Raw genomic sequence first — 23,541 nt, 5'->3', positions numbered from 1 at the left:
ATTATTTCGTGCCTCCAAAAATCACAGGCAGATGTTTGTGAAAGTCTGTCGTGGCTTCAAATGCGCTAGCGACTTGATAAATCGTTTCTTCGTCGTAACGTTTACCAATCAACTGCATACCGACAGGTAAACCGTCCACAAATCCAGCAGGAATCGAAATCCCAGGTAAACCAGCTAAATTAACTGGAATAGTCAATAAATCTGCTAGATACATAGCAATAGGGTCGTCGATGCGCGCCCCCAAATCCCAAGCAGGTGTTGGCGCAGTAGGACCTAAAATCAAATCATAATTCTCAAAAACCTTAGCAAAATCATTGATGATCAGCGTACGAACCTGTCCTGCCTTCTTGAAATGCTTATCATAAGAACCCGCAGAAAGACTAAACGTCCCCAGCATAATCCGACGTTGAACCTCCGGACCAAAACCTTCAGAGCGAGACTTGACATAAAGTTCCTCAAGATTATTAATATCTTGCGCACGATAGCCATAGCGAATCCCGTCAAAGCGTTGCAAGTTTGAGCTGGCTTCAGATGAAGCGATGATGTAATATACAGCGACTCCATATTTACTGTGTGGCAGACTGACTTCTTCAACAATAGCGCCCAATTTTTCCAAATGTTTAGCTGCTGCCAAAATTTGTTCCTTGACTTTTTCATCAATGCCTTCACCAAAATATTCTCTTGGCAAAGCAATCTTCATGCCTTTTATGTCTTGACCAATCTTGCTTGTAAAGTCAGGTACTGCAATGTTTGATGAGGTACCATCATTTTTATCAAAACCAGAGATAACATTTAGCAACTGAGCATTTTCTTCGACTGTTGGCGTAAGAGGTCCGATTTGGTCTAAAGATGAAGCAAAAGCAATGAGTCCAAAACGGCTGACCCGACCGTAGGTAGGTTTCAAGCCAACAATTCCGTTGAAAGCGGCTGGCTGACGAATTGAGCCACCTGTGTCTGAACCAAGCGATAAGCGAACCTCTCCAGATGCTACTGACGCAGCTGAACCTGATGAAGAACCACCTGGTACTTTTGTTTGATTCCAAGCATTTTTTGTTGGTTTTACCGATGAATTTTCACCTGAGCCACCCATGGCAAATTCGTCCATGTTAAGCTTACCAATAGTGATTAAACCATTTTCAGCTAATTTATCAGCCACTGTTGCATTATACGGAGGAATCCAACCACCAAGAATTTTTGATGCAGCCGTTGTCTCAAGTCCTTCTGTTACGATATTATCTTTGACACCGATAGAAATACCGTCTGTCAGTACTTCTGGATTTACTCCACGTGCATCAATCGCCGCAGCTTGTGACAAGGCTGCATCGATATTTACTGACAGAAATGCGTCAATGACAGGCTCACGTTTTTCGATGTCTGTCAGTACGGATTGTGTCAGCTCAACGACTGACAATTCCTTATTGAGCAAAAGTTGGTGTAATTCTTTGATTGTTTTGTTGTTGTATGACATTTTATGCATCACCTCCGTCAGAAAGCATGGCAGGGACTTTGATAAATCCGTCTTGTTTTTCAGGCACAGCAGCCATTAATTTGTCCCGATCAACACCTTCCTCTGCCACATCTTCACGCATAAAGTTCAGATTATCTGCCACATTCATAGTAAAAGAAATACCCGCAGTATCTACTTCATCCAGCATTTCAACCATGTCAATGATTTTTCCAAAAGTTGCCGTGAAATCTGACACTTCTTCTTCCGAGAACTCAAGCTTTGACAAAAGCGCCACGTGCTTGACTTGCTCCTCTGTAATTTGACTCATCTTTTAATCTCCATTTTCAAAGAGTATATTCTTGTTAATTATACCAAAAAATCCACAGTTTGACAGGTTTGTCAGTATGCTGACAAAGTAAAATTTTCTGTCAGCACTGACAGAGATATTCTTCTTAATCAAATAACAAAAAACTCTGACCATTTCAAGGCAGAGTTTTCAGATTTAAGCTTTAAGTTAGAAGTTACGTCCAGCAAGTTTATCAAATAAACCTGTGTTGAGAACTTTAAGGTAAGTTCCTTTCATACCTAGCGAACGAGATTCAATAACACCTGCAGATTCAAGCTTACGCAAAGCGTTGACAATGACAGAACGTGTAATTCCAATTTTGTCAGCAATGACAGAAGCAATAACGTGGCCTTCTTCACCGTCAAGCTCTTCAATAATCGCTTTAACAGCTTTCATCTCTGAATAAGAAAGCGTATTGACTGCCATTGTAGCCATTGTATCCTTACGGATATTTTCTTCCATTTGTTCAAGTTTGAGATTTGAAAGTTGAACACCAATAACTGTTGTTGCCAACTCAACCAAAATAAGGTCATCATCCGTAAACTCACCATCTTCACGCCACATGATAAACGTACCTAAACGCATACCAGAACCATAGATTGGTGCCAAAGTTGTCACTCCATCAGGGAAATTACTGAGCACTTCTTCTGGGAAAATCGCTAAAGGCTTGTCAACTGGAACATTTGCCATTGTATCATAAATACGAACCGCAGCCCGAACATATTCATCAGGTAACTTACGGTCATAGAAAAATTGGTCAACACGTTCGTTATTAGTATTGTAAGGTAGTGAGTAACCAAGTAACTCGCCCTTCGTATTAATCACACAGGCATTACAGTCAATGACATTTGCTAAACGTTCAGTCATGCTATTGTATGGAAGTTCCTGCTGCAAATCAGTCACTCCATCTTGCAAAATCGCAGTGATTTTACGTGTTTTTTCAAGTAATGTAGCCACTTTGTTCTCCTAGTTTTTTTAGATTCTTGTCTTTATACAAAATTTTTCATAATCAGTATAACATAAAACATAGATAAAAACAATAAAAATTTGTCAGAAAATTATCATCAATAAAAAAGACGTATGAATCTTTCATACATCTCATAATCGGCTTTCATCTTCTATATTGGTGCAAAAAACGTTCCATTTTTTCTTGAATTTCTGCCAGTTCATCAACTCTAGGCAAATAAACAATCCGGAAATGGTCTGGTTGATTCCAGTTGAAGCCTCGCCCGTGTACTAACAAAATTTTCTCTTGTTTCAAAAAATCTAGTACAAACTGTTCGTCATTGTCAATTCGGTACATTTCACGGTCAATCTTTGGGAAGATATAGAATGCAGCTTGTGGCTTGACTGCCGATAGTCCAGGAATAGCATTGATAGCGTTATAAATAAATTCACGCTGTTCATAAATACGTCCACCAGGTAAAAGTAACTTATCAACAGACTGAGTGCCTCCGAGTGAAGTCTGAACAACAGACTGTGCCAAAACATTTGAACAAAGTCGCATTGAAGCAAGCATATTCAGCCCTTCAATATAACCCTTAACATGAGATTTATCACCTGATAAAACCATCCAGCCCACACGGAAACCTGCAATTCGATGGGATTTTGAAAGACCATTCATTGTGACCACGAAAACATCTGGAGCAAGACTTGCAATCGGCACATGAGTAGCACCATCCATCACTAATCGGTCGTAGATTTCATCAGAAAAGATAATCAAATCATGTTCACGAGCAATCTGCACAATTTCTAGTAATAATTCTTTAGAATAAAGCGCGCCTGTCGGATTATTGGGATTGATTAGGACAATCGCTTTTGTATTGTTTGTGATTTTTGATTTAATATCATCAATATCTGGGAACCAGCCTGCCTGCTCATCACATACATAATGCACAGCTTTACCACCAGCTAAGCTAACCGATGCTGTCCAAAGTGGATAATCAGGCATAGGAATAAGCACTTCATCACCTGTGTCAAGCAAACCTTGCATACTCATTACAATGAGTTCAGAAACACCATTTCCCGTATAAATATCATCAACATCAACATTTGGAAAGCCTTTAATCTGACAATACTGCATAATAGCTTTACGCGCAGAAAAAATTCCTTTTGAGTCAGAGTAACCCTCACTCTCCACTGCGTTTTGAATTAAATCACGAATCACCTCATCAGGTGCCAAAAAACCAAATTCTGCGGGATTTCCCGTATTTAGACGCAAGATTTTTTCACCATTGGCTCGCATTCTCTGTGCCTCATCAAGTACTGGGCCACGAATATCGTAGCTAACATTATCTAACTTATGTGATTTTTCGAACTCTTTCATGGTTAACCTCGATTCCAGATACTATAGCTAATTCGTTGTAAAAAGCAACAACAAATTAATGTTGCTATGCAAACTTTATGACGCTGTTTCTGACAAATTTTTCTGTCATTTTCGCACCTTTGGTGCTCGAATGTACGCTCTCGCTAAACGACTAAAGTCGCAAGTTGATTCGTAGTACTGACAAGTTCTTATTTCTTCTGATAAATAAGGAAATGCTTTCCTGCATAAGGTGCTATTTTGTAATTTGATGACAGTAATTGAGACAAATTTTTAGGTACAGCTCGCCCAGCTTCAATGATGATGTACTTATCTTTAAGACTTGCAACCTTTAAGTCATAGTTCTGAGTAAATTTTATTGGATAATCTGCTGGGACATTATCTAGTGTGGCAACCTTTCTTGTCAAATTATTGATGTTTTTGTCAGCACCAAGTACATAGACTCTGTCTGTTGATTGACCGTTTTCTTGAATAAATTGAGCAATAGCTTTTTCTTCTGTAAAAATTGCGTTATTCAAATGGTGATAGGCAAATGGTGCAGAGATGATAAATAGTATCCCTAAAATTGGTGCAAACAACCGATTTTGTAGATACTTAAGAAAAACTTGTTCTGCATCCTTAACACCGAGTCCAGAGAAGACAACCGTAAAAGGCAACACCGCAAGAAGATTAGAGCTATCAAAAGTCTGAGCAAAGATAATCATCGTTGTCACAATGACTGTACCGACCAACAATGTGGCATACCAAATTGTTGCACGCCCTGCATTTTTTATTTGGATGACCCCTTGGACAAAACCTGTTACAATTCCAAAAATCAGAGTTAATACAAGTGCCTTAGCAATCGTAAGTAGAAGACTATCCGTTGGACCAAAATGAGTCAAAGGAATCAAAACAGATTGCTCAATCGAAGTATAGAGCGTTTGTTGATTAAGTGCATAATAAGCTACCGAATAGCCTATAATTGAAATCCCTAAAACAACTGCTAACATCTGATAGAAACCGTGCCAAAAGCGTCGATGAGAAACATTATAAATCAACAACGCAATTGCTGAAAAGACGAAGAACATTGTCATAATCGGTGAAATAACTAAGGTTACTGCACCAGCCATTCCAAAACGGATAAATCCTCTATCTGTTGAATCTTCTCGGAAATAATCATTCAAGAATTTAACTGCCCAAAGAGCAAAAGGAAGCGCAAATAATGTCGGAGCATCTCCACCTCTCGCCAAGCCAGCAACAATAATCAATGTGAAGTTTGAGATAATTGTAGCTGCATTTTGACTTTTAGTTTGATTAAACACGAGTTGGAAAGTTATAATGCCACTAATAAACAGGGCGACAACTTCTAATATCCATAAAATAAGGGTGCTTCCTGCAAAATTTCCAAGCCAGTTCAGAACATAAAATAACGTTCCACCCGTACCATAAAAATCATTAAAAGGAACCAATCCATGTTGCATGGCTAAACCGGAATAAAGATTTTGTGATTGAAGCGGTGTCGCAAGCTGATTCCAAAGCGGAAAAGCATAAAAGCTCAGCCCGAGAAGCAAGGATACCACAGCTTGAATAGCTATAGCTGTCACTGATAAGCCCGAACTTTCACGACTTACAGTGGTATGTCTAGAAATTCTCTCACGGCTTTGACCTTCTAGCTCGCCTAAATTTTCAGTTACTTTATCTGCCGTAGCTTCTACAATATCAAAATCTTTCCTCGCTCGGCGCGATAATCTACGCTCATGACGAGACGAGCGTGCTCTATATTCGTTTGACATGATGTCCTCCACTGCTTTTTTCAACTTTTTATAAATCGTTGAAAGAGGCAGCCCTAACTATTGTACTCATTTAATTCTAAAGATTATAAAATATTTATCAAGTTTCATGAGACTGCTTTAATATCAAAGGTGGTGGGAAACACCACTGTAAATGCTGAACTTTTATAACATTCACACAGTATTAGTAAATGAATTATATCAAATTTTTTGATAACACTCAATAAACTTGGAAAATTATAAACATAAAATACATAAAAAATCACTGGCAAAAGACTGTCAGTGATTAATTTTTCTCTATATTTTATCTGATTGTAACTTTATCAAAACAAGTGCGTGCTGACCTCCTCACCCAGACAGTGAAGGAGAAGCAACTCTACATTTCGAATTTCGTCCGACTAAATTTATTGGGAATTTCAACTCTCAATAAATAAGTCTTAATTTCATTTTTTAAATTTACCAACTAAATAGATGACAAGTGCAACTATCGCAATAAATATCCAAAAATGTGGATTAAAAAGAAGCATAATCCCAGCAAAAATGATTCGAATGACAAGTAAAACAAGTAGGATTGGCAAAATATATCTAAAGAAAATCTGTGTGGCAATGACGCCAAATACAACAAGCAGTATAGAAACAACCGCTACAAGAACAATCAATCCTGATAAAAAGCCTAAAAACATTATTCTTCCTCCCAACGCATACGCGCTCTATTTCTAATAGTAACGTCGTCCACCGCGACTAGCTTTAACTAACCAGATGATGAACGCCAATATAAGCACTGTCCCAATAAAATGTGGACTAAACAATAACATTAATCCGCCCAGAAACACGCGCAAAACCAATAAAATCAACAAGGCTGGCAATACAAAATGAAACAAACCTCTCACAAAAAGTAAGGCTGCCAAAAAGATAATCAGTACAAAAAACATTTATTTTCTCCTTTAGAGTATGTCGTGAGAAAGTTTAATTCTATATACTGCTCACAGTATCAGTCTTATCTTTCTATCACTCAATAGTTATTCTTTTATCAAATTTCTAATGTAATTTTTGTTATTTAAGATGATTCATTACCTAACTATTCTTACTATATTTTTATTATAACAGTAAAAAAGACCGATTTACTCGGTCTTTTGACTGATTTTTTATTACGGCAATTCTGTCAGCATACTGACAGGATTTTTATCCACTGATGAAACTGACAAATTTCTGTCAGTATCTATTTAGGACTGACTGTATTTACTGCTGTTCCATCAGCATAGTTAATTTTAGCGTTTGGTGCGTAATTATCAAGAACGACTACCGTTGCGCCACCATTACCTGTTTTTTCACGTCCTCCGCCCAACTTAATCGTTAAAGGCTGACCGTTTTTATCGATACCTACATAAGCCAAACGAATTTGTCTCGGCAAAAGTTCATTGCCTTTGTAAAGAGGAGTGACTTGATAATCAAGGTAATAATTAGGATGATTTGCAAGCCAGCTATCTAAGCGATTTTCGTAATATAACATACTAGCTGTATTACTATCATTCATCCCAGTATAGTTTCCACCATTAAACCAAGCTGTTTCAGGTACTAAATTCCGTGGTTCATCATTTAATCCTGAAAATTGATAACCCACGAGATGACCTCTTGCCATCAACCACATTTTACCGATTGAACCATCAGATTTTTTATAATAAAAGTCATAATTATGCCAACCAACAGGATTATAATTTAACGGCTCACGTGTCACATGAGGTTCTTGTGAATTTTTAAGTTGTATATGCGAATCCACCGCTCGACCAAGCGCATCGGTATTAGCCATTACCATCTGTCTTTTATTTTTAAAATCTAAAGGCTGCTGCTTAACACTCGTCGAAAGCACCTCGCTTGACGATGCTGCGGTGCTTGTTTGAGTAGGTGCTTGACCAATATTCAAATGTCCAGAGCCAAAATACCCTACTGCCAAAGCAATAATAATAACAACTAGACTAGTAAGAGCTTTTATTTGTTTCTTTTTCATAGCTTAATTATAGCATAGTGTTATAATAGAAATAGAAAAAATAACAAAGCTTTGATTAGCTGATTATGATTTGCACTATAAATTATTGGAGGAATCATCATGTACGAATTTGAAAATCCTAGTCAGGAACAACTTTTTGACTATCTCAAAAAAGCAAAAACAATCGCAGTTGTCGGTATTTCAAACAAAACTGACCGTTCTTCTTATCTTATCGCACAAGGACTGCAAAAAAATGGTTACAAAATCATTCCTGTTAACCCACTTCTTGAAGGACAAGAGTTACTCGGCGAAAAAGTTTATGCCTCTATCAAGGATGTTCCTATTCATATTGACATTGTTGATGTTTTCCGTCGAAGCGAATTTTTAGCAGATGTTGCACGTGACTTTGTAGATACGAATGCCGATGTTTTTTGGGCACAGCTTGGTCTTCAATCAAAAGAAGCTGAACAAATTCTGCGTGCCGCAGGGAAAAATGACATTGTTATGAACCGCTGCATCAAGATTGAGTATGCCTATTCTGGACTAGGAAAAAAGTAATGGTAAATTAGCTTAAAATCAATATCATGACACTCTAGTCAACACTCATAATACCCTATAAACTTTAACGTGGAAGCCAATACACAAATAGCTCAAAGTAGTCTATACAACATATTTACTCAGATTTTTGATAAAATAAAAAAGTCGAATTACACAAAACTCTCGTCCACGTACGAGAGTTTTGTCTGTTTTCATACAAAATGATTGCGCATTCACATTAAAATAACCCCGTGTTTCTAACTTGTAAAAGCATCTTATGAGCAGATTAATGAGGGATAGCGCCGTTTTGTGTTGTGAGCTTGTGCAGCAACGTTGATACGTTGCCTTTTTTCACAACAAAAAACCATGGTATAAAAAATTTATTATTTGAAAGGACTCTCTTCACTTGAAAGAAAAATTATGGACAATGACCTTTGTCATTAATATGCTACTAAACTTTATCTTTTATCTCGTCTTCTACTTACCCACCGTTGTCATCGGTTCGATGGCAATGACTGAATATCATGCCTCAGCCAGTATTGCCGGTATCTTATCTGGTATTTTTATTGTCGGTGGTTTCATTGCCAGACTCTGGACAGGGAACAATATGAAACGTTTTGGAGCAAAAAAACTTCTTTATATTGGTACAATTATTTATTTTATTCTTACTTTTGGTTATTTTGCTGTTCACAGCGTTGGTCTGCTCTTACTTCTTCGATTAATTCATGGTGTCGGATTTGGTATCGCCGCAACTGCCTCAGGAACACTTGCTGGAGCCATCGTCCCTGCTTCACGTCGCGGTGAAGGGATTGGATATTATGCTCTTTCTGTAACATTGTCTTCTGCCGTTGGACCATTTCTATCTATGTTTCTTTATGCAAGTTCTGGTTTTAACATCCTCATTATTCTGTCTGCTATTTTACTTTTTGTTGCTCTTATCGGGATTTTTCTCCTACATATCCCTAAAACAACAACTAACACTTCTGTCAGTACTGACAAAAAGAAAAAATTTGCTTGGTCAAATTATTTTGAGAAGAAGGCTCTGCCTATTTCACTCATCGCCTTTCTGATAGGTATTGCATATTCGAGTATTTTATCATTCATGGATGCCTATGCTTCATCTATTCATCTTGCACAAGCCGCTTCCTTCTTCTTTCTTGTCTATGCTGTCACCGTCCTTATTTCTCGTCCATTGACTGGTCGAATTTTTGACACTCACGGAGATAACTTTGTCATGTATCCGACCTACTTATTCTTCGCGATCGGGTTGTTCTTGATTGGCCTAGCACATTCTGGTTGGATGCTCTTAGTTGCCGCCATTTTTATCGGTTTAGGCTATGGCTCATTCTCTCCTTTTGGTCAGGCTATCGCGATTCGTACTTCTGGGTTTGAACGTTTAGGTGTCGCAACTTCAACTTTCTTTGGTTTAATGGATATGGGTGTCGGATTTGGTCCATTTATCCTTGGGCTAATCATGCCTTTACTTGGCTATCGCAATCTTTATTTTGCTTCTGCAATTTTCTCAATTATTATTGCATTTATTTATTACTTACTGCATGGACGACACGTCAAAAAGAATAGATAATTTTTCATCAGTACTTTTAAATTGAAGTCATTACAAAAAAGTTCTGTCAGTATACTGACAGAACTTTTTATAAGCGACCAATATTTTCATAATAAGCAACACGAGCCATATTAATATAAGGCATTGTCCAAAATCCCGCGAGTCCGCCAGAAATTCCGTACAGCACGTACCACCAGAAGAAGCTGAAACTAAACACAAAGTAATCGCCGCGCAGCCCTTTCATCATCGTCGCTGAATCTCGCAGAACATCCATCACTCCTGTATATTTGTCATGTTCCAACTGGTCAAACAAAATATATGTTGATTGCGACCAGCCCAGAGAAAGATAAATCCCAATCGCCCAACCAATTATTGGAATGAAAGCAAGTAAAATTAAAATCAGTCCTTTCACAACATTCAACAAAATAATCTTGCCGGCAGAACCATCATGAAAAGGTACAAAAACATTGTTAAACTGTGGATTAGCACGTTCTCCACGGAAAATCTTAATATAATTAAAAATCGCTCCAGTCGTTACTACTGTCACAAACAGAGTGATTGCAATCCCAATAATCACACCCAAAAGCCCAAAGAATGTTATCGCCACCCAAGCGGCATTAGAAAGTGTATCTCCATGCATATTTCCATGCTCTAAAGACGTACGAATTCCATTTCCACCACCTAAAATCCCCAAAACAATCGGGATGATAAATAGCAACATCTTCGCCATAAAGTTATCTCTTAGTGCTTCTTTAGCTTGCTCCTTTAATACTCTTCTTGGCATAAAATTTTCCTCCTCATCTTCTTATCCTGTTCTTATCTTAATATTATTATACCAGTAAAACTGTAAAATTTACTAAGACTTTCGCCTGATTTTTATTAAAGTTCCCCTATTAAAACATGGTATTTTTTGTTATACTTATAAGTGCTGATTTTTAGCTTAGCAAGTATCTGCTAAGCTTCTCACCAATGAAATGCCATCATTTCAACACTGCTTAATCTTTAAATCTCTCTTCCAAAGATTAAAGATTACAGATAGGAAAGCCAGCGCTTTTCTTAACCCTATGCAGCGATATTTTATATTAAAGAAAAGGAAGACAAGCTCATCTCATAAGAGATGACTTGCATAACATTATGGTAGAACACGCAATAAAATACAGATTAGTAAAAAAAGAAAAACATACGGGTGCAAGACTTGGTGAGATTATTACGCCACACGGGACTTTCCCAACACCAATGTTTATGCCCGTAGGAACTCAAGCGACAGTCAAAACAATGAGTCCTGAAGAGCTCAAACAACTTGGCTCAGGTATTATCCTCTCGAACACTTACCATCTTTGGCTCCGTCCAGGTGATGAGCTTGTTGCCAAAGCAGGTGGACTTCATAAGTTTATGAATTGGGATCAGCCTATTCTCACAGATAGCGGTGGTTTTCAAGTTTACAGCCTTGTTCAAAATAAAAAAAACATCACAGAAGAGGGTGTGAAATTCAAAAGCCACTTGGACGGACGTGAACTTTTTCTCAATCCAGAAAAGGCAATTGGAATCCAAAACAACCTTGGCTCTGATATCATGATGTCCTTTGATGAATGTCCGCCGTTCTATCAACCCTATGATTATGTTAAAGCTTCTGTTGAACGTACATCACGTTGGGCAGAGCGTGGTCTGAATGCACACCGTAGAGCGCATGATCAAGGCCTGTTTGGTATCGTGCAAGGTGCTGGTTTTGAAGACCTTCGTCGACAATCGGCGAATGATTTAACTTCAATGGATTTTGCAGGGTATTCTATTGGCGGTCTTGCTGTTGGCGAGTCCCATAAAGAAATGAACGCTGTTTTGGACTTTACTACACCAATGTTGCCTGAAAATAAACCACGTTATCTTATGGGAGTTGGAGCGCCTGATAGCTTGATTGATGGTGTCATTCGTGGAGTGGATATGTTTGATTGTGTCTTACCCACTCGTATTGCACGCAATGGAACACTGATGACTCATTTTGGTCGTGTCAATATAAGAAATGCAAAATATGAGCATGATTTCACACCGCTTGATCCGATGTGCAATTGCTATACTTGCACGAACTACACACGCGCTTATCTGCGACATTTAATCAAAGCGGATGAAACATTCGGTCTAAGACTGTGCTCATACCATAATCTTCATTTCCTCGTTAATCTCATGAAAGATGTCCGTCAAGCCATCATTGACGACAATCTTCTTGAATTCCGCGAAGATTTTTGTGAACGTTATGGTTATAACAAGCCTGATGCTAAAGACTTCTAGTTCTTGAAATTTAATATAAAAAGTTGTATCATAATGGAAGTGGATTTTTTCACTTTCACTATAATGCCGACTTAGCTCAGTCGGTAGAGCACTTCACTCGTAACGAAGGGGTCGTAGGTTCGATTCCTATAGTCGGCATTAAAATAAACCACTTTTATCTCTTGATAGAAGTGGTTTTCTTCTTGCCTAGTTTCGATATTTCTATAAAGTTTACGTTATAATAAGTTTATGATAGTCACATCTATAATCCCACGGGATTATATACCAAAACTATATTTTGTTCCATCAAAAATAGTCTAGTAGTATCAATTTGTTGTTGCTTTTTACAGTGGATGGATTGGTAAAGGTTATATACTATTTAAAATGTGAGGATACCAAATGAACTATAATGATTTTATGAAGAGTAAACACATTGCTGAGCGTTGGGGTGAAGCTCAAGGTACTTTTGAAAGTATTGATAATACGAGTGAGATGATTTATTATCATGAACTTCTGACAGAGTTTTATGATTATATTCAATATTTGGAGGGTCATTTTTTCGCTGATGGTTCAAGTGCACTGACAAATCTCTCAAAAAATACTGACAAAAATCCGTCAGTACTCACTGACACTTCTAATCACTTTAGTGAGATTTCAAGTACAGATAATAATGTTAAAACTGAATACTTTGCAACCAGTAATCTTCCTGAACAACTTTTTACTGCTGTTTCACCTATTATTGAAGCTCCTGATACTTCTCCTTTTGCTGCTAATCAAGAGATGCTCGCTGACGAAGAAGACCCTTGGTTCGGTTTTAGTCAATAAAGGCTCAGATATACGCTGACAAGATTCTTAAAAAATCTGTCAGTGCTGACAGAACGTTTCCCTTTCATTATTTATCCACAGAGTTTCAACCTTGGCTACTGCATCAAGTGATTAGCACTCTTATATCAATACACACTGATCGTGTTAGTGAGACTTGATTGGATTAATTAATCAGAACTTACAAATTTCGATAGTATAAAAATTTTACGCATAATTTTGACAAAATATAGTTTATTTCATTTTTATCATATTTTTGTTATGAAAACCTTTACAAAAATGATAAAATAGGTCTAGGATAATTGGACAAATTTGAGTGCGACATTTAATAAATGTATGAAGTCAACTTTACTTTTCTCAAGCATGGTCTGTTGCTTAACTCCAATAACGCAAAAATGTACCATACTGTTTAATTTCTAAAAGGAACTTTTAGAAATTAAAGTTTTCGTAAATGTAAACCATCTCTTGCGCTTGATGCAACGTGTCAAATATTGTGGATAAGAAAAGCAACGCTTTTCTCAATACAATATAAGCGCAGTTAAACTGCCAAATCTGCTAACGCAGATTTGATTTAGAGATGGACTAGTATGAAATTGACTTTAAATAATTATTAATTTCAACTCTATCTTAAAAAAGGAGGACATTATGCCTTTAAGTATTTTAGACTATGACCCTTACCTCGAACCCTTCAAAGAGGATTTATCTTTAAGGCTTTTTGAGTATGCACGTACAAAAAAGCGTTTATTGGGTACTGACGGTACTCTCTCTGACTTTGCAAACGGATATAAATATTTCGGATTCCAACAGGAAAAAAATCATTGGACTTTTCGTGAATGGGCACCTGCTGCTACTAAAGCTTGGCTAGTTGGAGATTTTAATAACTGGGAAAATAATTTTGAACTCAGGTCTGCCTATGGTGGCACTTGGGAAATTTCTACTCCTGGTATGCTCCCTATCGGTTCAAAAGTTAAAGTAAAATTACTCTTGAAAGATGGTCAAACTGTTTATCGTGTTCCGAGCTATATTATGTATGCTGTGCAAAATGAGCGTTATGAGATGGATGGTGTGATTACACACCCACAGTATGAATGGAAACACAAAGCACCAAGCCTCACAGAAGCACCTTTAATTTATGAAGCACACATTGGTATCTCCACAGAAGACTATCGGATTAATAGCTACAAAGAATTTACACGCGATGTCTTACCTCGCATCAAAAAAGATGGTTACAATACAATTCAATTAATGGCAATTATGGAGCATCCACTTTATGCTAGCTTTGGCTATCAAGTATCCAATTTCTTTGCAATATCAAGTCGCTTTGGTAAACCTGAGGATTTGATGGAACTGATTGATACAGCGCATGGTATGGGCTTACGAGTATTACTTGATGTTGTTCATTCACACGCTGTGAAAAATGTTGGAGACGGACTAAATCTCTTTGACGGCACAACTTCACAGTATTTCCATGAAGGTAATCGTGGCGAACATTCTGCTTGGAACACGAAATTATTTAATTATGGCAAAGATGAAGTCTTGCATTTCTTGCTTTCAAATCTGAAATTCTGGATAGATGTTTATAAATTTGATGGTTTCCGCTTTGATGGTGTGACTTCTATGCTTTATCACGACCACGGTCTGGGCACTGCATTCACTGATTATAGTAAATATTTTTCACTTAATACTGATGTTGAGGCAGTCACTTATTTGATGTTAGCAAACGAACTCATCCGTCAAGTTAATCCTGATGCTACGACGATTGCTGAAGATATGTCAGCGATGCCAGGTATGGCACTTCCTATCTCATCTGGTGGCATCGGCTTTGACTACCGACTCTCAATGGGTATTCCTGATTTTTGGATTAAACAACTTAAAGAAAAATCTGACGATGACCTTGACTTGATGGCACTCTGGTGGGAATTAACAACAAGACGACCTGGAGAGAAAAACATTGGCTATGCAGAAAGTCATGATCAGGCGCTTGTTGGCGACAAGACCATCATGATGTGGCTCGCGGATAGTGAGATTTACTGGAAAATGGATACAGGTAGTGAATCGCTGATTATTGACCGTGCAATTGCGTTGCACAAGCTGATTCGCCTCGTAACTTTCAGCCTTGCTGGAGAGGGTTATCTGAACTTCATGGGCAACGAATTTGGGCATCCAGAATGGCTGGATTTTCCTCGTGAGGGCAATGGAGATAGCTACCAGCACGCCAGAAGACAATGGTCTTTGGCAGATAATCAAGATTTACGTTTCAAATATCTCTTAGCATTTGATAACGATATGATTAACTTAGAACACCGCTTCAAGTTTATGGAAAACAGTGCAAGCTTGAAGCAACAATGGGTGCAAAATTCTGATAAACTATTAGCTTATCAAAAAGGGGATTTACTTTTTGCATTTAATTTTCATCCAAGTTATGAGCAACAGCTCCACCTTAACTTTGCAGAAAAACCCGAATTAATCTTTGACACTGATGATAGAAAATACGGTGGTTTTGGACCAAGAAGTAGCTTCGGTTGGTCAAAAGGAAAACTCAATATCATTCTTGAGCCTAGATGTGCAATGGTATTCAGAATCAAATGAAAATAGTACAATTAGCACATAAAATAAACCTGTCAGCATACTGACAGGTTTTTGTTATTGATATTTTTATTACTATGGCGCATTTATCATAAAAAGTCAACATGAGTGAGTTATAAAGTGGGTATAGCCGACTTACTCAAAACTCTTTTTGATAAGTGACCAAACATTTTCAAATTGTTCTTGAAAAAAGTTATCCCACTGTGGGGATATTTTCGGATGATGAAAATAAGCAAATGCTTGAATCAAAGCTCCTGCTTGCTCTGGTGTTGAAAGAGCGGCTGCACGCTGTAAGCTCTGAACCATTTCTAAAATGTGTTCCTGACTAAGCGTTTGATTTTCACTAACATAAGTAGTGTAAAGTGCAAACATCTCAGGTGTTTCCTGATGCGCATAAAATTTGGCACTTGCGACAGCCCAAAGCCAATCGTGGATAATATCGGCTCTTTGCGTATAGTTCGTCGTATCAAAAGGAAAAATCGCAGATAATGTCTGTTCGTTGAGAAATCGAAGAGCGAGGACGGTCAGCAACTCTTCCTTATTTTTAAAATGCTTGTAAATTGCGGGTTGACTGATATTCAACTTTTTAGCAATTTTTGATATTGTAAGTTTCTCTATCCCATTTTTTAGGATAAAATTTTCAGTTTCTTGGAGAATTTTTTCTCGTGTTGTCATATTAAATGTGAGGACGACTACTTGAAATACTATGTCAAAGCTACCAAAGAGATTTTGTTTCGCAAAATTTCACTTGTAAGAGCGTAGAAAATTAGAAAAATGAGGCTTCCATTTACTCTTACTATTCCAGCTAACTGCTTTGACTTTTCTATTTTAGCAAATGGACAGTAGAGCCATCTATTTTCCTAACTTTTAAGAGTCCGAACTCAATTTCCTTTCTAATATTGTTTAACTTCCAAAATACTTTTAGAATAGTATAAAAACATTCTAACATAAGTTATAATTCTTGACAAATATAACTTCTGATAGTATAATCTTTTCATGAGTTATAAAAACAAAAAATTATAACCAAATAATTATTAAGTTCATTAGATTGTTCAGAAGCTCGTATTACTTCTGAACAACCTTATTTTAAAAACCAAATGAACTAATTTCTTGGAGGATAACAATGACTTTTACAGAACATACGATTTTGATTACTGGTGGCACATCTGGGATTGGACTGGGCTTTGCCAAACGATTTGCGGAGTTGGGCAATAAGGTAATCATTACCGCGCGAAATCAAGTGCGCCTAGATACAGTGTTGGCTGAAAATCCTGATTTTGCAGGTTTTACGAGTGATATTGATGACAAAAATTCTGTGCTAGAACTGGTCAATTTTATCAAAACGAATTTTCCAGAACTTGATGTTGTCATGAACTCAGCAGGGATCATGCGCGCGCTCAATTTGTTTGAGCATTCTGACGGTAATTTGTCAGCGCTGACAGAAGAAATTCATACCAATTTACTTGGTACAATCGCTGTAACTCAGGCATTCTTACCTCTTTTGGCTGATAATCACGGCACTGTCATCAACGTTTCATCTGGTTTATCCAACCTTGCAGATGGTGCACATCCGATTTATAACCTGACAAAAGCTGGCGTTCACTTTTACAGTGATGCACTACGTGAACAAGCAAAATATTTTGGTAAAAACTTGCGCGTTGTCGAACTTGTACCACCTCTTGTCGCAGAGACCAATCTTGAAGAACACGCTTCAACCGACAACCCAACCAACATGAAACTGAGCGATTTGATTAACGAAGCTTTAGTCGGTCTCGAAAACGATGCAGAGCGCATTGATGCTGGATTTGCGAAGATTTTACATCAAATGGGCAAATCTAACAGTGAAGAAAACACGAGTAAACTCTCTGCACAAATGCTAGGAAATTATTTTCCAAAAGAAAAAGGAGAAAGATAGAAATGAAAGCACTGATTACTGGCGCAAACAAAGGCATTGGTTTTGCGATTGCACAAAATCTTGGCAAGCGTGGCTACGACATCTTGCTCGGCGCGCGCGACGAAGCTCGCGGACAAGAAGCCGTCGCAAAATTACAAGCTGACGGGCTGTCAGCAACTTTTGTCAAAGTTGATTTGAACGACTTAGAGGGATTAGCAAGTCTGTCAGATTTGTCAGACATTGATATTCTTGTCAACAACGCAGGGATTGCGGGTAACATCGCGACAGAAAAAGGCGCGCTCGACATGAGCAAATCGCCCTTTGACTACACGACTGCCGATCTGCAAGAAACGCTCAACACCAACTTTCTCGGCACGCACGCGGTCATCACGAACCTCCTTGACAGCCTGTCAGCCGACGCAAAAATCCTCAACGTGACCATCCCCGTCTCGCAAAAATACTGGATGCCGCTCGCTTATGTGACCAGCAAAGCCGCGCAAAATGCCATGACTTTCGCGTTCGGTCATCAATTTGAAAAGGACAAATCCAAGCGCCAAATCTTCGGCATCATGCCGGGCGCGATTGCCACTGACCTTAATGGAGCAACAGCTGGCGAAGGCGGCATGGTCAGAACCCCTTACGAAGCCGCAGAGAACATCACAAGCTTTCTCTTTGATGGAAAAAATCATAATGCCGAACTTATCAATTTTGACGGTACTGTCATTGACAACTATGAACCTGGGCTGATGGGAAAAAATCTCAAAGACATCGCAAAAAATGGTTTAAAACGTAAGTTTGGTAAAAAATAAATAAATAAAAAATCGGATTTTTCCGATTTTTTATTTATCGAAGTAAATGCGTACGCTCTCCACCTTGCGTGCTTGCAGTCGCAACACCTCTACCTCATAGGTAGGGGATGAAACACATCGAATTTCGTCCGATTACCCTAGAGTCTTGGCATTTTAACGCTTAGACTTCAGAAACAGGGTAACCTCATACCTTTGATGTGAGGTTGTACCCTAAAATTCAGCGATGAGTTGACTCCCCCACTGAATAAGTCTTGACTTCATTATAGCAAAAACTCCATCTCTCGCCTCTGTGTCTTGAAACCATGATGTTCATAAAATTCCTTTGCGGAATCTGGCATTTCCCATACATTCAGCTCAACTCTAGAACAATGCTTCTCGCGTGCAAAATCAATCAAAACATCCATCAACCGACCACCTACACCCAATTTGCGTGCATTCTCATCCACACATAAATCATCTAAATATAGAACTTTATATGGAGCAAGCACAGTATGCTCTGTATTTTCTTTGACTTGACACATCGCATATCCCAAAACCTCATCACAATCAGAAACAGCTACAAAGATTGGTTTTGTTGCATCTGTCAGCATTTCCGACAAATCCGTCAGCGAATATTTCCCAGCATCAGCCCGAAAAACATCTGGTCTCCGCTCATAATGAAACCGACCAATCTCCGTCAGTAACACCAATAATTTAGGACAATCTTTAATCTCTGCTTTTCTTATTTTCATTCACTCACCTCACAAAATATTATACAATTTTAAGCTCAAAAAAGCTGTCAGTATGCTGACAGCTTTTATTTATTCATTCAAGAATGATATTATGACCACATCATAAAAGCAACAACGGATTAACGTTACATTCTAGTACCATCTGACAACCACCCAAAGCTTTGTCCAATCGTTGCAAGTCCGCTTATTTGCAGTCAGCCATTAATCTTCCTGTTCGTCCATGAAACTATTGAAAACTTCTTCAATCATATCCCACTCATCCTCAGCATCTTCTGGGATTGGTTGCAAATCACCTTCTGTCCCATCTTCATTTTCAGTGAAAGAGTAAGCTAGTACATCAATCAAGCCATCTTCATCTTCTTCAAACTCTGTGGGTTGAAGAACAACATAATTTTTACCAAATTCCTCTTGCCCATCAATGGTAATCAAAATTTGAAAAAGACTTTCATTTCCATTCTCATCAACTAATGTAATGTAATCAGCCTCATGATTATGTTCATGTTCGTGGTCATGTGTATGAGTCATTTTATTTCCCTTTTTCTTTGACATTTTAACTGACAAAACCCTATCAGCTCACTATGAACTAACAAATTTCTGTCAGCAAATCTTTTCCCGATAAAATACAGCACAAATGTACTGACAGAAATCTGTCAGCAAAATCTACACTCACCAGTGTAAAACTTACATTTTCAAAGCGTGTGCATCAAGATAATTCTGCAAAATCAGTACCGCTGCTAACTTATCAATTGATTTTTTACGGTCTTTGCGTCGCACCCCGCCATCAATCAACACCTTTTCAGCTTGAACAGTTGTTAGTCGTTCATCTTGATAATCAACTTCAATCCCAAATTCTTCAGTGATTTTAGTTCCATAATCTCGTGAAGCTTCCGCTCGAATTCCTTCATCACCATTCATATGCTTAGGAAGCCCTAACACAATCTTATTCGGCTTGTACTCATTAATCAATGCTTCAAGACGCACAAAACCAAGATTGCCAGCTTCACTGTCAATTTTAATCGTTTCTACAGGTTGCGCAGTCATACCAAGCAAATCACTCACTGACACTCCAACCGTTTTTGTACCAACATCAAGTCCTAAAATTCGTGCAAACATTATAAATTCACACCATGTGCTTTAAGATAATCCTTAATCAACTCTTCAACAATATCATCACGATCAAAACGACGAATTTTGTTTCTAGCATCATCATGACGAGGGATGTAAGCAGGGTCTCCTGACAAAACATAACCCACGATTTGATTGATTGGATTGTAACCCTTTGCTTCAAGCACGTTATATACATTGACAAGTGTTTCGCCAATTTCTTTCTTGTCCGAATCGCCAAATTCAAAACGGACTGTTTCATCTGTAAAGCCCATAAGACACCTCCTTTTAAATCATCTGGCAAAGCCAAATGCAACTATAAGCCCATTACAACGAATTAATTCATAACGCAGCCCACACCAATAAAACCATTCTACAGCTTTATGGTAAAACTTATATATCCAGCTTCTAAAAATCTAAGAATATCCACTTTCACAAGCCAGTATGAAAATTTTTAAAATGTTTAGGTGCAACAATCAGACGATCTATGCAAACCAAAAACCATCATTAAAAATTTCTTAGATATACGTTAATTATACGTTATTTTTTAAGCAAATTCAATTATTTCCACTGTAGCTAATTTACCCTACAAAAGATGCCACAGCACGCACTTCGTGCGCCGTTCTACGAACGGTCTACATTTATTACACCCACTAGTTGCCCGCTTTCTCTAGTCGGTATCCCCACTAAAATTCTCTTTTAAGGCAAAATATTTCCAGCAGCCATATACAAATCGTACCATTCTTCTCGACTCAGCACTACTTCCGAAGCCGCAGCTACTTCCTCAATACGACTCAAGGTCATTGTACCAATAATCGTTTGAATATTTGCTGGATGACGATTAATCCACGCAATAGCAATGCCAGTCGGTGTTACACCATATTTTTCAGCATAAAATTCCAGCTTTTTATTTAATTCTGGGAATTTTTCATTGCCAACGAACACACCTTCAAAGAATCCATATTGGAAAGGTGACCAAGCCTGAATTGTCATATTATTAATACGGGAATACTCCAACACACCATTATCATGAACAAAGCTACCCTCATCTGACATATTCACATGAATCCCAGCGTCAATCATCCCTGTATGTTTAAGTCCAAATTGTAGTTGATTAAACAACAAAGGTTGTTTCACAGCCGTCTTCAAAAGTTCTACCTGTCCTGGATTTTGGTTTGATACCCCAAAATAACGCACTTTGCCTGCCTTTTCAAGTTCATAAAAAGCCTCAGCTACTTCCTCTGGCTCAACTAGTGTATCTGGACGATGCAAAAGCAAAGCATCCAAATAATCTATATCAAGACGCTTCAAGCTTCCCTCAACAGAGTCAATGATATGTTCTTTTGAAAAATCAAACATTTTTCCAGGAACAATACCACATTTACTTTGAACGATGATATCCTCACGTTTTACCGACGACTTAGCAAGCGCACCTGCGAAGATAGACTCACACTCTCCACCACCATAGATATCTGCATGGTCAAAAAAGTTAATCCCATTTTCTACCGCTGTCTCAATTACAGCTACAGGATTTTTACCTTCTTCATTAATGCGCATACAACCCAAAATAATTTGAGAAGCCTCTAAATCACCAATTTTGAACTTTTTCATGAGAAAATACTCCTTTAAATATGAGTTTCTACCTCTTTAAAATCATGAATTTGTTATTCTGGCATAGCAGTTTATTTACCGCTAAACCTATCTCTGACTTCAAAAAGACGAGCTCAATTAAATTTTTAATGATAAACTCATTATATCATAATTTTTGAAATCGCTTAACTTAAACCTATGATATTTGAAAAACAAAAAAGCCAGCAAACGCTGGCTTTAATTTCATTTACAAATAATAACGGATATTTTGTTAAACAAAGCTCAATCCGTAACTTTAATCTCAGAATTCTTTTGATTAAACTGTAAGTGAAGCACGTCCTTTACGACGACGAGCTGCGAGGACACGACGTCCGTTTTTAGTTGCCATACGGCTACGGAATCCGTGAGTAGTCTTACGAGATTTTTTGTGTGGTTGGTAAGTACGTTTCATTATATAAGTCCCTGGGCTACTTCACTTATTAGGCGCAGCTCAACGATTTTTATTGTTTTTCCAAGAAAGTTTTATAAACACTCTTTTTATTTAAACAAAATTTCAAACCGCTCGCTTTTGCACCACTTATTTTGTAGAAAGTAGCTCCACCTTTTCGGTGTTCCTTTCATCTTAGTTTATCGCTTCAAAAAGCATACCTTACAATTCTACACTATGAGAGATTTTTTGTCAAGGCTAAATCTCTTTAGCGACAACAATATAACGATTATATTCTTGCCCTTCAGAGTGGCTTGAAACTCCATTCTCCTGTGCAATGATTGTATGAATAATTTTACGCTCATTAGATTGTAAGTCATTGATATAAACTGTTTCCCCACCACGAGCGCGTTCCGCTGCACGATGAGCCAAGCTGACGATATAAGCTTTACGCTTCTCATGATAATCCCCAACATTAACAGCAATATTCATCCGAGTATTGAGAATGCTGTTAGCATAAGCTTTCGCAAGAATTTGCAAACTTTGCAAAATTTTACCATGCTTACCGATTAGTAAAGCATCATGATCTGAAGTCAGGTTGAATACAGTAAGACTACCATCTCGTGAGACTGAAACACGCGTTGCAATTCCCATTTCTTGAGTAATCGTTGTTAAATAACTTGAGATTTTAGAAGCAACTTTTTCTTCTTCTCCTGAAATCTCTTTTTTAGATTTAACCTCATCTTTAACCGCCTCTACAACATCTGATAAGTTCGCTGTCGATTGACGATTTTGTACTACTGTTTTCTTGGCTGCTGCAATGATTGCATCACGCTCTTCTTCAGTGATTTCACCTTCTTGTTCTTTTTCAGCTGCACGTACAGCCTTTACAACTTGGCTGAGTTCAAGAGTTGCCTCCATTGCAGATTTTGCTTTAGGCACTCCAAGATTAATACTCTCATCGACTCCACGCTGAGCCAAATGATCCGCCTTACGAACAGTTTCTTCTTGGATTGCCTCAATATTAACGCGAGCACGTTTTTTTCCAAAACCTAAGAAACCTTTTTTTTCTTTTTGTTCAATATGAATATGAACATTTTCACGTTTGACACCTAATCGATTTAAACCACGCTCGATTGCGTCCTCAACCGTTTCACCAGTAAAAATAGCCATACTAAAACTACTCCTGTAATATGATAATTCCCGCTTGACAATTTTTATACTCGTTCAACTGATTATTTTATACAATAAAATAATTAGTCGAACTGCTTCTATACTACCGTGTTTCAAAATGAGAAAAACAAAATTTTCTTTGTTCACAGAATCATGCTAATCATTAAGCACAA

Annotated in this window: 24 protein-coding genes and 1 tRNA gene; 8 read left to right on the top strand and 17 right to left on the bottom strand. The window is 37.8% G+C overall.

Annotated elements, in window-relative coordinates; genetic code table 11:
• Window position 1: 1 nt before the first annotated feature.
• The 8 genes from gatA to D7I46_RS10815 all read right to left on the bottom strand — a co-directional run bounded on the left by gatA (window position 2) and on the right by D7I46_RS10815 (window position 7,890).
• Window positions 2-1,468: an Asp-tRNA(Asn)/Glu-tRNA(Gln) amidotransferase subunit GatA gene (gene gatA, locus D7I46_RS10850; RefSeq protein WP_120772886.1), complete on the bottom strand. Its 1,467-nt coding sequence runs from the start codon at window positions 1,466-1,468 to the stop codon at window positions 2-4.
• A gap of 1 nt (window position 1,469) precedes the next feature.
• Complete coding sequence (gene gatC / locus D7I46_RS10845; protein ID WP_120772885.1) at window positions 1,470-1,775, bottom strand: Asp-tRNA(Asn)/Glu-tRNA(Gln) amidotransferase subunit GatC; 306 nt, start codon at window positions 1,773-1,775, stop codon at window positions 1,470-1,472.
• A gap of 186 nt (window positions 1,776-1,961) precedes the next feature.
• Window positions 1,962-2,750 carry a GTP-sensing pleiotropic transcriptional regulator CodY gene (gene codY / locus D7I46_RS10840; protein WP_120772884.1) on the bottom strand — a complete coding sequence of 263 codons (789 nt, stop codon included), beginning with the start codon at window positions 2,748-2,750 and terminating at the stop codon, window positions 1,962-1,964.
• Between the two features lie 154 nt (window positions 2,751-2,904).
• Window positions 2,905-4,119, bottom strand: coding sequence for a pyridoxal phosphate-dependent aminotransferase (locus D7I46_RS10835; RefSeq protein ID WP_120772883.1), 1,215 nt, complete (start codon window positions 4,117-4,119; stop codon window positions 2,905-2,907).
• Between the two features lie 188 nt (window positions 4,120-4,307).
• Window positions 4,308-5,888, bottom strand: coding sequence for a glycosyltransferase (locus D7I46_RS10830; RefSeq protein ID WP_120772882.1), 1,581 nt, complete (start codon window positions 5,886-5,888; stop codon window positions 4,308-4,310).
• 440 nt (window positions 5,889-6,328) lie between these two features.
• Window positions 6,329-6,568, bottom strand: a complete 240-nt coding sequence (locus D7I46_RS10825) for a hypothetical protein (protein ID WP_120772881.1) — start codon at window positions 6,566-6,568, stop codon at window positions 6,329-6,331.
• Between the two features lie 33 nt (window positions 6,569-6,601).
• Window positions 6,602-6,817, bottom strand: a complete 216-nt coding sequence (locus D7I46_RS10820) for a hypothetical protein (protein WP_120772880.1) — start codon at window positions 6,815-6,817, stop codon at window positions 6,602-6,604.
• Window positions 6,818-7,104: 287 nt separating this feature from the next.
• Complete coding sequence (locus D7I46_RS10815; protein WP_120772879.1) at window positions 7,105-7,890, bottom strand: DNA/RNA non-specific endonuclease; 786 nt, start codon at window positions 7,888-7,890, stop codon at window positions 7,105-7,107.
• Window positions 7,891-7,986: 96 nt separating this feature from the next.
• On the opposite strand from D7I46_RS10815, the gene D7I46_RS10810 reads away from it, so the two are divergent.
• A complete protein-coding gene (locus tag D7I46_RS10810; RefSeq protein ID WP_205570836.1) occupies window positions 7,987-8,427 on the top strand; it encodes a CoA-binding protein in 441 nt (146 codons plus the stop codon).
• A gap of 385 nt (window positions 8,428-8,812) precedes the next feature.
• Complete coding sequence (locus D7I46_RS10805) at window positions 8,813-9,991, top strand: MFS transporter (protein WP_120772877.1); 1,179 nt, start codon at window positions 8,813-8,815, stop codon at window positions 9,989-9,991.
• Between the two features lie 67 nt (window positions 9,992-10,058).
• On the opposite strand, the gene D7I46_RS10800 is transcribed toward D7I46_RS10805, so the two are convergent.
• A complete protein-coding gene (locus D7I46_RS10800) occupies window positions 10,059-10,754 on the bottom strand; it encodes a DUF975 family protein (RefSeq protein WP_120772876.1) in 696 nt (231 codons plus the stop codon).
• Between the two features lie 350 nt (window positions 10,755-11,104).
• Between D7I46_RS10800 and tgt the strand changes: the two genes are divergently transcribed.
• The 4 genes from tgt (at window position 11,105) to D7I46_RS10780 (ending at window position 15,643) form a co-directional block, all read left to right on the top strand.
• On the top strand, window positions 11,105-12,253 hold the full coding sequence (gene tgt / locus D7I46_RS10795) for a tRNA guanosine(34) transglycosylase Tgt (RefSeq protein WP_120772875.1): 1,149 nt from the start codon (window positions 11,105-11,107) through the stop codon (window positions 12,251-12,253).
• A 65-nt stretch (window positions 12,254-12,318) separates the two neighbouring features.
• A tRNA-Thr gene (locus tag D7I46_RS10790) sits at window positions 12,319-12,391 on the top strand.
• Window positions 12,392-12,631: 240 nt separating this feature from the next.
• A complete protein-coding gene (locus tag D7I46_RS10785) occupies window positions 12,632-13,057 on the top strand; it encodes a hypothetical protein (RefSeq protein ID WP_120772874.1) in 426 nt (141 codons plus the stop codon).
• Between the two features lie 642 nt (window positions 13,058-13,699).
• On the top strand, window positions 13,700-15,643 hold the full coding sequence (locus D7I46_RS10780) for an alpha-amylase family glycosyl hydrolase (RefSeq protein WP_120772873.1): 1,944 nt from the start codon (window positions 13,700-13,702) through the stop codon (window positions 15,641-15,643).
• Window positions 15,644-15,775: 132 nt separating this feature from the next.
• Here D7I46_RS10780 and D7I46_RS10775 read toward each other — a convergent pair whose 3' ends face one another.
• On the bottom strand, window positions 15,776-16,315 hold the full coding sequence (locus D7I46_RS10775; protein WP_120772872.1) for a TetR/AcrR family transcriptional regulator: 540 nt from the start codon (window positions 16,313-16,315) through the stop codon (window positions 15,776-15,778).
• A 448-nt stretch (window positions 16,316-16,763) separates the two neighbouring features.
• Here D7I46_RS10775 and D7I46_RS10770 point away from each other — a divergent pair, with 448 nt between their 5' ends.
• Window positions 16,764-17,555, top strand: coding sequence for an SDR family oxidoreductase (locus tag D7I46_RS10770; RefSeq protein WP_120772871.1), 792 nt, complete (start codon window positions 16,764-16,766; stop codon window positions 17,553-17,555).
• A 2-nt stretch (window positions 17,556-17,557) separates the two neighbouring features.
• Window positions 17,558-18,343 carry an SDR family NAD(P)-dependent oxidoreductase gene (locus D7I46_RS10765; RefSeq protein ID WP_120772870.1) on the top strand — a complete coding sequence of 262 codons (786 nt, stop codon included), beginning with the start codon at window positions 17,558-17,560 and terminating at the stop codon, window positions 18,341-18,343.
• Between the two features lie 260 nt (window positions 18,344-18,603).
• Here D7I46_RS10765 and D7I46_RS10760 read toward each other — a convergent pair whose 3' ends face one another.
• The 7 genes from D7I46_RS10760 to jag all read right to left on the bottom strand — a co-directional run bounded on the left by D7I46_RS10760 (window position 18,604) and on the right by jag (window position 23,368).
• Entirely contained in the window at window positions 18,604-19,074 is a 471-nt protein-coding gene (locus tag D7I46_RS10760) for a GNAT family N-acetyltransferase (RefSeq protein ID WP_120772869.1), read from the bottom strand.
• 201 nt (window positions 19,075-19,275) lie between these two features.
• Window positions 19,276-19,599 (bottom strand): DUF1292 domain-containing protein, encoded by a 324-nt coding sequence (locus D7I46_RS10755; RefSeq protein ID WP_120772868.1) that lies wholly within the window; start codon window positions 19,597-19,599, stop codon window positions 19,276-19,278.
• A 156-nt stretch (window positions 19,600-19,755) separates the two neighbouring features.
• Window positions 19,756-20,187, bottom strand: coding sequence for a Holliday junction resolvase RuvX (gene ruvX / locus D7I46_RS10750; RefSeq protein WP_120772867.1), 432 nt, complete (start codon window positions 20,185-20,187; stop codon window positions 19,756-19,758).
• Window positions 20,187-20,453, bottom strand: a complete 267-nt coding sequence (locus D7I46_RS10745) for an IreB family regulatory phosphoprotein (RefSeq protein WP_120772866.1) — start codon at window positions 20,451-20,453, stop codon at window positions 20,187-20,189. Before D7I46_RS10745 ends, ruvX begins: the two co-directional genes overlap by 1 nt.
• Window positions 20,454-20,877: 424 nt before the next feature.
• A complete protein-coding gene (locus D7I46_RS10740) occupies window positions 20,878-21,789 on the bottom strand; it encodes an aldo/keto reductase (protein WP_120772865.1) in 912 nt (303 codons plus the stop codon).
• 295 nt (window positions 21,790-22,084) lie between these two features.
• Window positions 22,085-22,219, bottom strand: a complete 135-nt coding sequence (gene rpmH / locus D7I46_RS10735) for a 50S ribosomal protein L34 (protein WP_003131818.1) — start codon at window positions 22,217-22,219, stop codon at window positions 22,085-22,087.
• A 234-nt stretch (window positions 22,220-22,453) separates the two neighbouring features.
• Entirely contained in the window at window positions 22,454-23,368 is a 915-nt protein-coding gene (gene jag / locus D7I46_RS10730) for an RNA-binding cell elongation regulator Jag/EloR (RefSeq protein WP_120772864.1), read from the bottom strand.
• Between the last annotated feature and the right edge of the window lie 173 nt (window positions 23,369-23,541).

Source organism: Lactococcus allomyrinae (assembly GCF_003627095.1).
GTDB classification, from domain to species: Bacteria; Bacillota; Bacilli; order Lactobacillales; family Streptococcaceae; genus Lactococcus; species Lactococcus allomyrinae.
Note: the sequence above shows the minus strand (reverse complement) of the source record. Positions and strands in the feature narration are given on the sequence as shown.

Bases quoted from the DNA above. Each gene is read 5' to 3' on its own strand.
- D7I46_RS10780 (WP_120772873.1), top strand. From the start codon at position 13,700: ATGCCTTTAAGTATTTTAGACTATGACCCTTACCTCGAACCCTTCAAA.
- D7I46_RS10775 (WP_120772872.1), bottom strand. From the start codon at position 16,315: ATGACAACACGAGAAAAAATTCTCCAAGAAACTGAAAATTTTATCCTA.
- ruvX (WP_120772867.1), bottom strand. From the start codon at position 20,187: ATGTTTGCACGAATTTTAGGACTTGATGTTGGTACAAAAACGGTTGGA.
- D7I46_RS10785 (WP_120772874.1), top strand. From the start codon at position 12,632: ATGAACTATAATGATTTTATGAAGAGTAAACACATTGCTGAGCGTTGG.
- D7I46_RS10770 (WP_120772871.1), top strand. From the start codon at position 16,764: ATGACTTTTACAGAACATACGATTTTGATTACTGGTGGCACATCTGGG.
- tgt (WP_120772875.1), top strand. From the start codon at position 11,105: ATGGTAGAACACGCAATAAAATACAGATTAGTAAAAAAAGAAAAACAT.
- D7I46_RS10800 (WP_120772876.1), bottom strand. From the start codon at position 10,754: ATGCCAAGAAGAGTATTAAAGGAGCAAGCTAAAGAAGCACTAAGAGAT.
- D7I46_RS10755 (WP_120772868.1), bottom strand. From the start codon at position 19,599: ATGACTCATACACATGACCACGAACATGAACATAATCATGAGGCTGAT.
- D7I46_RS10740 (WP_120772865.1), bottom strand. From the start codon at position 21,789: ATGAAAAAGTTCAAAATTGGTGATTTAGAGGCTTCTCAAATTATTTTG.
- D7I46_RS10820 (WP_120772880.1), bottom strand. From the start codon at position 6,817: ATGTTTTTTGTACTGATTATCTTTTTGGCAGCCTTACTTTTTGTGAGA.
- gatC (WP_120772885.1), bottom strand. From the start codon at position 1,775: ATGAGTCAAATTACAGAGGAGCAAGTCAAGCACGTGGCGCTTTTGTCA.
- D7I46_RS10815 (WP_120772879.1), bottom strand. From the start codon at position 7,890: ATGAAAAAGAAACAAATAAAAGCTCTTACTAGTCTAGTTGTTATTATT.
- D7I46_RS10825 (WP_120772881.1), bottom strand. From the start codon at position 6,568: ATGTTTTTAGGCTTTTTATCAGGATTGATTGTTCTTGTAGCGGTTGTT.
- D7I46_RS10760 (WP_120772869.1), bottom strand. From the start codon at position 19,074: ATGAAAATAAGAAAAGCAGAGATTAAAGATTGTCCTAAATTATTGGTG.
- D7I46_RS10765 (WP_120772870.1), top strand. From the start codon at position 17,558: ATGAAAGCACTGATTACTGGCGCAAACAAAGGCATTGGTTTTGCGATT.
- jag (WP_120772864.1), bottom strand. From the start codon at position 23,368: ATGGCTATTTTTACTGGTGAAACGGTTGAGGACGCAATCGAGCGTGGT.
- D7I46_RS10745 (WP_120772866.1), bottom strand. From the start codon at position 20,453: ATGGGCTTTACAGATGAAACAGTCCGTTTTGAATTTGGCGATTCGGAC.
- gatA (WP_120772886.1), bottom strand. From the start codon at position 1,468: ATGTCATACAACAACAAAACAATCAAAGAATTACACCAACTTTTGCTC.
- D7I46_RS10830 (WP_120772882.1), bottom strand. From the start codon at position 5,888: ATGTCAAACGAATATAGAGCACGCTCGTCTCGTCATGAGCGTAGATTA.
- D7I46_RS10835 (WP_120772883.1), bottom strand. From the start codon at position 4,119: ATGAAAGAGTTCGAAAAATCACATAAGTTAGATAATGTTAGCTACGAT.
- rpmH (WP_003131818.1), bottom strand. From the start codon at position 22,219: ATGAAACGTACTTACCAACCACACAAAAAATCTCGTAAGACTACTCAC.